The organism is Pseudomonas sp. 32_A (genome assembly GCF_017490905.1).
GTDB lineage: Bacteria > Pseudomonadota > Gammaproteobacteria > Pseudomonadales > Pseudomonadaceae > Aquipseudomonas > Aquipseudomonas inefficax.
On record NZ_JAFGYI010000053.1, the window covers coordinates 23,285 to 31,629 of the forward strand.

4 protein-coding genes are annotated in these 8,345 nt (G+C 63.4%); 3 read left to right on the forward strand and 1 reads right to left on the reverse strand.

The features are described from left to right. Positions 1–104: 104 nt before the first annotated feature. Positions 105–3,935, reverse strand: coding sequence for a bifunctional diguanylate cyclase/phosphodiesterase (locus J5M58_RS23545; protein WP_207879782.1), 3,831 nt, complete (start codon positions 3,933–3,935; stop codon positions 105–107). A gap of 247 nt (positions 3,936–4,182) precedes the next feature. On the opposite strand from J5M58_RS23545, the gene J5M58_RS23550 reads away from it, so the two are divergent. From J5M58_RS23550 to gdhA, 3 genes are all read left to right on the forward strand, one after another. Next, entirely contained in the window at positions 4,183–4,596 is a 414-nt protein-coding gene (locus J5M58_RS23550; protein WP_207879784.1) for a hypothetical protein, read from the forward strand. A 578-nt stretch (positions 4,597–5,174) separates the two neighbouring features. Then, positions 5,175–6,842: an energy-dependent translational throttle protein EttA gene (gene ettA, locus J5M58_RS23555; protein ID WP_085601695.1), complete on the forward strand. Its 1,668-nt coding sequence runs from the start codon at positions 5,175–5,177 to the stop codon at positions 6,840–6,842. Positions 6,843–7,156: 314 nt separating this feature from the next. Then, a partial coding sequence (gene gdhA / locus J5M58_RS23560) for an NADP-specific glutamate dehydrogenase (protein WP_207879786.1) occupies positions 7,157–8,345 on the forward strand: 1,189 nt, incomplete at its 3' end.

Below are 8,345 nucleotides of genomic sequence, written 5' to 3' on the forward strand. Positions count from 1 at the left end.
CATCGCCGGCAAGCCAGCTCCCACAGGGTAGGCGCAAGGCTCAAGTGTGGTGTCGTACCTGTGGGAGCTGGCTTGCCGGCGATGAGGCCAGTGCAGGCAACGCATCAATGGAACATGAACAACGTCTCGTTGGCGAACTGCGCCTCGAACTGATGCGCCGGCATCGGCCGCCCGAACAGGTAGCCCTGCACTTCGTCGCAACCATGCTCGCGCAGGAACTCCAGCTGCTCGTGGGTCTCCACCCCTTCGGCGATCACCGCCAGGTTGAGGCTGTGGGCCATGGCTATGATCGCCCGGGCAATCTGCGCATCCTGCTCGCCTTCAGGCAGGCCGTCGACGAAGGTGCGGTCGATCTTCAATACGTCGATCGGGAACTGCTTGAGGTAGTTCAACGACGAGTAACCGGTGCCGAAGTCGTCCACCGCGATGCTCAGGCCGAGGTTTTTCAGGCTGGCGAGAATCTGCATGGCTTCGTTCACTTCGCGCATCAGGATGCTTTCGGTCAGCTCCAGCTCCAGGCATGCCGGTGGCAGGCTGGTTTCTTCCAGAATGGTGGCGATGCGCGTGCCCAACTGGCCGTCGGAGAACTGCCGCGCCGAGATGTTCACCGACACCTTGGGCACGCGCACCTTGGCCTTGTGCCAGGCCTTGAGCTGGCGGCTGGCCTCGCGCAGCACCCAGTCGCCCACGTCCACCACCAGGCCCAGCTCTTCGATCACCGGGATGAAATCGCCCGGCGGCACCAGGCCGCGGGTCGGGTGGCGCCAGCGCAGCAGGGCTTCGGCGCCGGTCAGGCGCTTGCCGTCGCCGCTGAACTGCGGCTGGTAGTAGAGAATGAACTCGTTCTGCTCCATGGCATGGCGCAGGTCGCTCTCCAGCTCCAGGCGTTCCAGGGCGCTGGCGTTCATCTCCGCCTGGTAGAACTGGAAGTTGTTCTTGCCGCGCTCCTTGGCGTGGTACATGGCGGTGTCGGCGTTTTTCATCAGCTGGCTCAGCTCGCTGCCGTCCTGCGGGCTGAGGGCGATGCCAATGCTGGCGGTAACGAAGAACTCGCGGTTTTCCAGCACGAACGGCCGCACCAGGCTGGCAAGAATGTTCTCGGCCACGTGGATGGCGCGGTTGAGTGCCATCTCGCGGGTAGCGCGCGGTTGCAGCAGCAGGGTGAACTCGTCACCGCCCATGCGCGCCACGGTGTCGTCGTTGTCCACGCAGGCCAGCAGGCGCTGGGCCATGTCCTTGAGCATGCGGTCGCCAGCGGCATGGCCGAGGGAATCGTTGATCGGCTTGAAGCGGTCCAGGTCCAGGAACATCAGCACCACCCAGGCCTTTTGCCGCTCGGCCTGCTGCAGGGCGTTGTACAGGCGGTCCTGGAACAACGTGCGGTTGGGCAGGTGGGTGAGGGCATCGTAGTAGGCCAGGCGGTGGATGCGCTGTTCGCTGGCCTTGCGCTCGCTGATGTCGGTGAAAAAGCACACGTAGCTGGCCAGGTCGCCTTCATCGTCCAGCACCGCAGTGATGCCGACCCAGGCCGGGTAGTGGTCGCCGTCGCGGCGCTTGAGCCACACCTCGCCCTCCCAGCTGCCGCGCTGGAACAGCTGCTTGACCACGTAGCGTAGGTGGCCTTCCTGCTGCTCGTCGACGGTAAGCATGCCCGGCAACTGGTCGAGCACCTCGCTGACGGCGTAGCCACTGACGCGGCTGAACGCTTCGTTGGCCTGGACGATATAGCCTGCCGGGTCGGTGATGAGGATGGCCGAGGTGGAGTGCTCGAATACCGTCGCGGCCATGCGCAGGTCTTTTTCGGCGCGGCGTTGCTGGCTGATGTCGCGGCCCACCCCGAGCACGCCTTCGAAGCGTTCTTCATCGTCCCAAACCAGCACCAGGCGCAGCTCGATCGGGATCTTGCGGCCATCGGCGCGCAGGCAGTCGAACAGGAACAGCTGGGTAGGCAACTGGCTGCGCAGCTGGGCCAGCTGGGCCGGGTCGCCCATGGCCTTGCTGACGCGCTCCATCAGGCTGTAGATGCCAGTGAGCTGGGACGGGTTGGCAACGATCGACTGCCAGCCGTTGGTGAAGATCCAGTCGGCCTGGTAGCCCAGCACGCTCTGCACCGAGGGGCTTACGTAGTTGAGCTGGAGCAGCCTGTCGGTGGAGAAGATCACGTCGCTGATGCTTTCGGCGAGCATGCGGTAGCGCTGTTCGCTGTCGCGCAGTGACTGGCTGGCCTCGATCTGCACAGTCACGTCCTTGCCTACGCCGATGATGCGCGTGACCAGGCCGTCGGCGTCACGGGTCAGCACTTGTTCGCGGATGTCGTAGCAGCGCCAGCCGCCATCACGGTGGCGGAAGCGCAGTTGGCAGTGCAGCGGCTGGTCATGGCCGCTGTCGCGCTGTTGCTGGCGCAGCGCCTGGTAGTGCGCGGCGTCCTCGGGGTGCAGCAGCAGCTCCCAGAAGCGGTCGCCCATCTGCGCCAGCTCGGTACGGTCGTAGCCCAGGGTCTGGCCGAGGTGGCGGTTGCTGAAGATCATGCGCTGGCTGAGCACGTCCTGCACGTACAACTGGTCGGGCACGGTGCGCACCACGTCCGACCAGAAACTTTCGCGCTCCAGCAGCGACAGCTCCACCTGCTTGCGGCTGGTGATGTCGCTGATGCTGAGGATGACCGCCTGGTAGTCACGGCGCTGCTGCGGCAGGCGGGCCATCAGCCACAGGTGCAGCTCGCCACCCAGCGGCGCCGGCAGGCGTACTTCCAGCTCCAGCAGCGGGCGCTGTTCGATCAGCGCGTCGATCAGTTGCATGCCGATGCTGTCGCGGCCATCGCCAGTGCCGTCGATCAGGCGCTGCCAGGCACCTTCGTGGCTGTCGATGTTCAACAACTGGCGGGCCACCTGGTTGATCTCGGTGATCTTCAGCTCCAGCAGCAGCGAGCGGCGCAGGTTCGGGTCCAGGGCCAGGCTGTGCTTGAGCGCGGCACGGTTGCGCAGGTGGTAGCGGTCGAGTTGGCCGGGCAGGCTGGACAGGTCGAGCACGCACAAGGCCACGCCGGTGCCTTCGAAGATTTCCTGATAGCGCCGGCGGTCTTCCTGCAGCGCCCGTTGGCGGCGGCGCATGTTGATCAAGGCCAGTACCGGCAACAGGGCGCAGAACAGCACCAGCAGGCATTTGCCGAGCAGCGCCGGCAGCAGCTTCTGCTGGGCCAGCTTGGCGTCGAACAGGCCGCGCAACTGCCAGGTACTGTTATCGATGAAGGCCAGCATCACGCTTTGCAGCGGCTCGTTGCTGGTGTCGGCTGGCGCATGGCTTTGCAGTACCTCGCCGTTGCGGCTGTTTTCCAGCAGCCACAGCGGGTGGCCGGCACCATCCAGGTGGAGGGTGAGGGTGCGGTAGTAGTCCGGTGACAGGCGCAGCAGCCAGTAGCCACGGCCCTGTTCGGTGGCCTGGCGTAGCAACAGGTAGAGGGTGCGGTTGTCGGCCGAATTGGTGAAGAAATACGGGCTGCCCTGGTTCAGCCTGAGCAGTTCGTCAAGCAAATGGCGGTCGGGGCTGCCGGCCAGGCTGTCGGCCTGCACCTGCCCGTTGGCGTCCAGCCAGGCCATGCTCTGCAGGGCTGGCAGGCGCTCACGCAGGGTGCCCAGCAGGCTGGGCAGGGCCGAGGGTGTCGGCGGCTTGACGTAGGGCTGCACCACATTCATGGCCTGCTGGGCCTTGAACGCCATGTTCAGGCTCAGGTGGTCAGCCAGTTCGGCGGTGGCGTCCAGGCTCTGTTTGCGCAGGTCGGCCTGGGTATGGTTGAACTGGGCGAACAGTTGCCACAGCAGCAGGCCCAGCAGGATCAGGGCCAGCAGCGCCAACGCACCCTTGATCGACCCGCGCAGCGAGGCGGCGGGCGCCTGTGGCGCGGAACGCAATGACGACGGATGAGTAAGATTGGTCAAGCGTTGATCCTGCGATTGGGCTGGCGATGGCAGGGATGGATCATGCACGGTGTGTGCCGGTGTCTGGTTGCCAGACCGCGGTGGCGCACTATAAGGCCGGACACCCGAAACGAGCTAGCATGCCGAGAATTATGGCAAAGTGCCAGCCGATATGACCGATGGTGCCTGCCCGGTGGTTCGGCAAGCCCCTGCAACCTGTGCGAGAATGCGCCCGCTTCAAATGACAACGCATCGGAGATGTTCGGTTTTGGTTACTCACTTTTCCTCCAATGGCCTCGATTCCGCCTGCGGGCGCAGCAGTCAGACCCTTGTCAGCACTGCCGTGACCGAGGACGTATCCTGCAAGTCTTGCCAGCGTTCGCTGAGCAAACCCGAGGCGGCAGCTGTCGCCAAGAGCAAGAGCCCGTCGCTGGCTGAACTGCGCAAGACCGCCAAGGCGGCAGCAGAGCCGGCAGTTGCCGTGGCCGAGGCCAAGCCGGCGGCCAAGGTCGTCAGCAATGTGCCTGCGGCCGCCAAACCGGCCAAACCGGCCAAGGCTGGCGAACAGCAGCCGGCTCGCAGCGGTGGCTTCAGCGTGAAGTCCGCCTGGGCCGCGCGCCTGGCCGAGCAGGGCGAGCGTTGCCGCTTGCCGCGGGGCAAGGCCAGGCAGCGTCACGTCTGAGCTATCGTTGGCTGCTGTGCCGGCCCTTTCGCGGCTAAAGCCGCTCCCACAGGGATATCACTGCCTTTGAATACTGTGCAGTTCCTGTGGGACTCCTCAGGGATATCACTGCCTTTGAGTTCTGTGCAGTTCCTGTGGGACTCCTCAGGGATATCACTGCCTTTGAGTTCTGTGCAGTTCCTGTGTGGTACTCCTCAGGGATATCACTGCCTTTGAGTTCTGTGCAGTTCCTGTGGTACTCCTCAGGGATATCACTGCCTTTGAGTTCTGTGCAGTTCCTGTGGTACTCCTCAGGGATATCACTGCCTTTGAGTTCTGTGCAGTTCCTGTGGTACTCCTCAGGGATATCACTGCCTTTGAGTTCTGTGCAGTTCCTGTGGGAGCGGCTTTAGCCGCGAAGAGGCCGGTCCAGGCAATAGATTCCGATCCCACTCCCACCATCCGCCCCTCCTATGCAACGCCGCGCGTTGGCGTAGAATGGTCGACTTTGTTCAATGACACCCCGTAAATACATCCCCCTGGCCAGCGCGCCGGGGCGATCGTCGATGTCTTTACCTATCTGATTAGAGGGCTTGGTTTTGGCTCAATACGTCTACACCATGCATCGGCTGAGCAAGGTCGTGCCGCCGAAGCGGGAAATTCTCAAGAACATTTCCCTGTCGTTCTTCCCGGGCGCCAAGATCGGCGTGCTCGGCCTGAACGGCGCCGGTAAATCGACCCTGCTGCGGATCATGGCGGGCGTCGACAAGGAATTCGACGGCGAAGCCCGTCCGATGCCCGACATCAACGTTGGCTACCTGCCGCAGGAACCGCAACTGGACCCGAACAAGTCGGTTCGCGAAGTGGTCGAGGAAGCGGTCAGCGTGATCAAGGACGCCCAGGCGCGCCTGGACGAGGTCTACGCGGCCTACGCCGAACCGGATGCCGACTTCGACAAGCTGGCCGCCGAGCAGGCCAAGCTGGAAGCCATCCTGCAGGCCGCCGACGGCCACAACCTGGAGCGTCAGCTGGACGTTGCCGCCGACGCCCTGCGCCTGCCGGCCTGGGACGCGCGCATCGAGCACCTGTCCGGTGGTGAAAAACGCCGTGTGGCCCTGTGCCGCCTGCTGCTGTCGGCCCCCGACATGCTGCTGCTGGACGAACCGACCAACCACCTGGATGCCGACTCGGTGGCTTGGCTGGAGCGCTTCCTGCACGACTTCCCGGGCACCGTGGTAGCCATTACCCACGACCGTTACTTCCTCGACAACGTCGCTGGCTGGATCCTGGAACTGGACCGCGGCGCCGGCATCCCGTACGAAGGCAACTACTCGGGCTGGCTGGAAGCCAAGTCCGAGCGCCTGGCGCAGGAATCCAAGCAGCAGAGCGCCCACGAAAAGGCCATGAAAGAGGAACTGGAATGGGTGCGCAAAGGCGCCAAGGCCCGCCAGTCCAAGTCCAAGGCCCGTCTGCAGCGCTTTGAAGAAATGCAGTCGCAGGAATTCCAGAAGCGCAGCGAAACCAACGAGATCTACATCCCGGCCGGTCCGCGCCTGGGCGACAAGGTCATCGAGTTCAAGAACGTCACCAAGGGCTACGGCGATCGCGTGCTGATCGACAACCTGTCGTTCTCCATGCCTAAAGGCGCCATCGTCGGTGTGATCGGTGGTAACGGTGCCGGTAAGTCGACCCTGTTCCGCATGCTGATGGGCAAGGAACAACCGGACTCGGGCAGCATCGAGATCGGTGAAACCGTGCAGCTGGCCTGCGTCGACCAGAGCCGCGAGGACCTGGACGGTGCCAAGACCGTGTTCCAGCAGATTTCCGACGGTTCCGACATGATCCGCATCGGCAACTACGAGATCCCGTCGCGTACCTACGTGGGCCGCTTCAACTTCAAGGGTGGCGACCAGCAGAAGTTCGTCAAGGACCTGTCCGGTGGTGAGCGTGGCCGCCTGCACCTGGCCCTGACCCTGAAGGAGGGCGGTAACGTCCTGCTGCTCGACGAACCGTCCAACGACCTCGACGTCGAAACCCTGCGTTCGCTGGAAGAAGCCCTGCTGGACTTCCCGGGCGCGGCGATCGTGATCTCCCACGACCGTTGGTTCCTGGACCGTGTGGCTACCCACATCCTGGCCTACGAAGACGACTCGAACGTGGTGTTCTTCGAGGGTAACTACACCGAGTACGAAGCCGACCGCAAGAAGCGCCTGGGCGATGCTGCAGCCCAGCCGCACCGTGTACGGCACAAGAAGTTGGCCCAGTAAGCCGGTGTTCTGATGCACAGGAATGGGGCCCTTCGCGGCCCCATTTTTGTGCCTGGCTGGAAAGTGGTGTGGGTTTCTTCGCGGGTGAACCCGCTCCCACAGGAAAGCCCACAGTTTTAAACTTTTGCAAAACCCCTGTGGGAGCGGGTTTACCCGCGAAGATGCCATCACTGACGGTTGGTTTGTATACAGTTATAGAAAACGCACCAAATAATTTCAAAAAAACGACATTTCGCCCTATTCCGGTGCGATTGCTTCTTGGTACATTCCTGAAAAAAACCAATAAGTCCAATCCTCTTGGTGAGATGTCTACCATGATCGAATCTGTCGACAATTTCCTCGCGCGCCTGAAGCAACGCGACCCGGGCCAACCTGAATTTCATCAGGCGGTGGAAGAAGTGCTGCGCAGCCTGTGGCCATTCCTCGAGGCCAACCCGCATTACCTGCAGGCGGGTATTCTGGAACGCATGGTCGAGCCCGAGCGCGCCGTACTGTTCCGCGTGTCCTGGGTCGATGACCAGGGCAAGGTGCAGGTCAATCGCGGCTACCGCATTCAGATGAGCAGCGCCATCGGCCCGTACAAGGGCGGCCTGCGCTTCCACCCGTCGGTCAACCTAGGCGTGCTCAAGTTCCTGGCCTTCGAGCAGGTATTCAAGAACTCCCTCACCTCGCTGCCCATGGGCGGCGGCAAAGGCGGCTCGGACTTCGACCCCAAAGGCAAGAGCGATGCCGAAGTCATGCGCTTCTGCCAGGCGTTCATGAGCGAGCTGTACCGCCACATCGGCGCTGACCTGGACGTCCCGGCCGGCGACATCGGCGTGGGTGCCCGCGAAATCGGCTTCATGTTCGGCCAGTACAAGCGCCTGGCCAACCAGTTCACTTCGGTGCTGACCGGCAAGGGCATGACTTACGGCGGCAGCCTGATCCGCCCGGAAGCCACCGGCTACGGCTGCGTGTACTTCGCCGAAGAAATGCTCAAGCGCCAGGACAAGCGTATCGATGGCTGCCGCGTGGCGATTTCCGGTTCGGGTAACGTGGCCCAGTATGCTGCGCGCAAGGTCATGGACCTGGGCGGCAAGGTGGTTTCGCTGTCTGATTCCGAAGGCACCCTGTACGCCGAAGCCGGCCTGACCGATGCCCAGTGGGATGCGGTGATGGAGCTGAAGAACGTCAAGCGGGGCCGCATCAGCGAGCTGGCCGCGCAGTTCGGCCTGGAGTTCCGCAAGGGCCAGACCCCGTGGAGCCTGCCGTGCGACATCGCCCTGCCGTGTGCCACGCAGAACGAGCTGGGCGCCGAAGACGCCCGCACCTTGCTGCGCAATGGCTGCATCTGCGTGGCCGAAGGCGCCAACATGCCGACTACCCTGGAGGCTGTGGATATCTTCCTCGAAGCGGGCATCCTGTACGCCCCGGGCAAGGCCTCCAACGCCGGCGGCGTGGCCGTGTCGGGCCTGGAGATGTCGCAGAACGCCATGCGCCTGCTGTGGACTGCCGGTGAGGTGG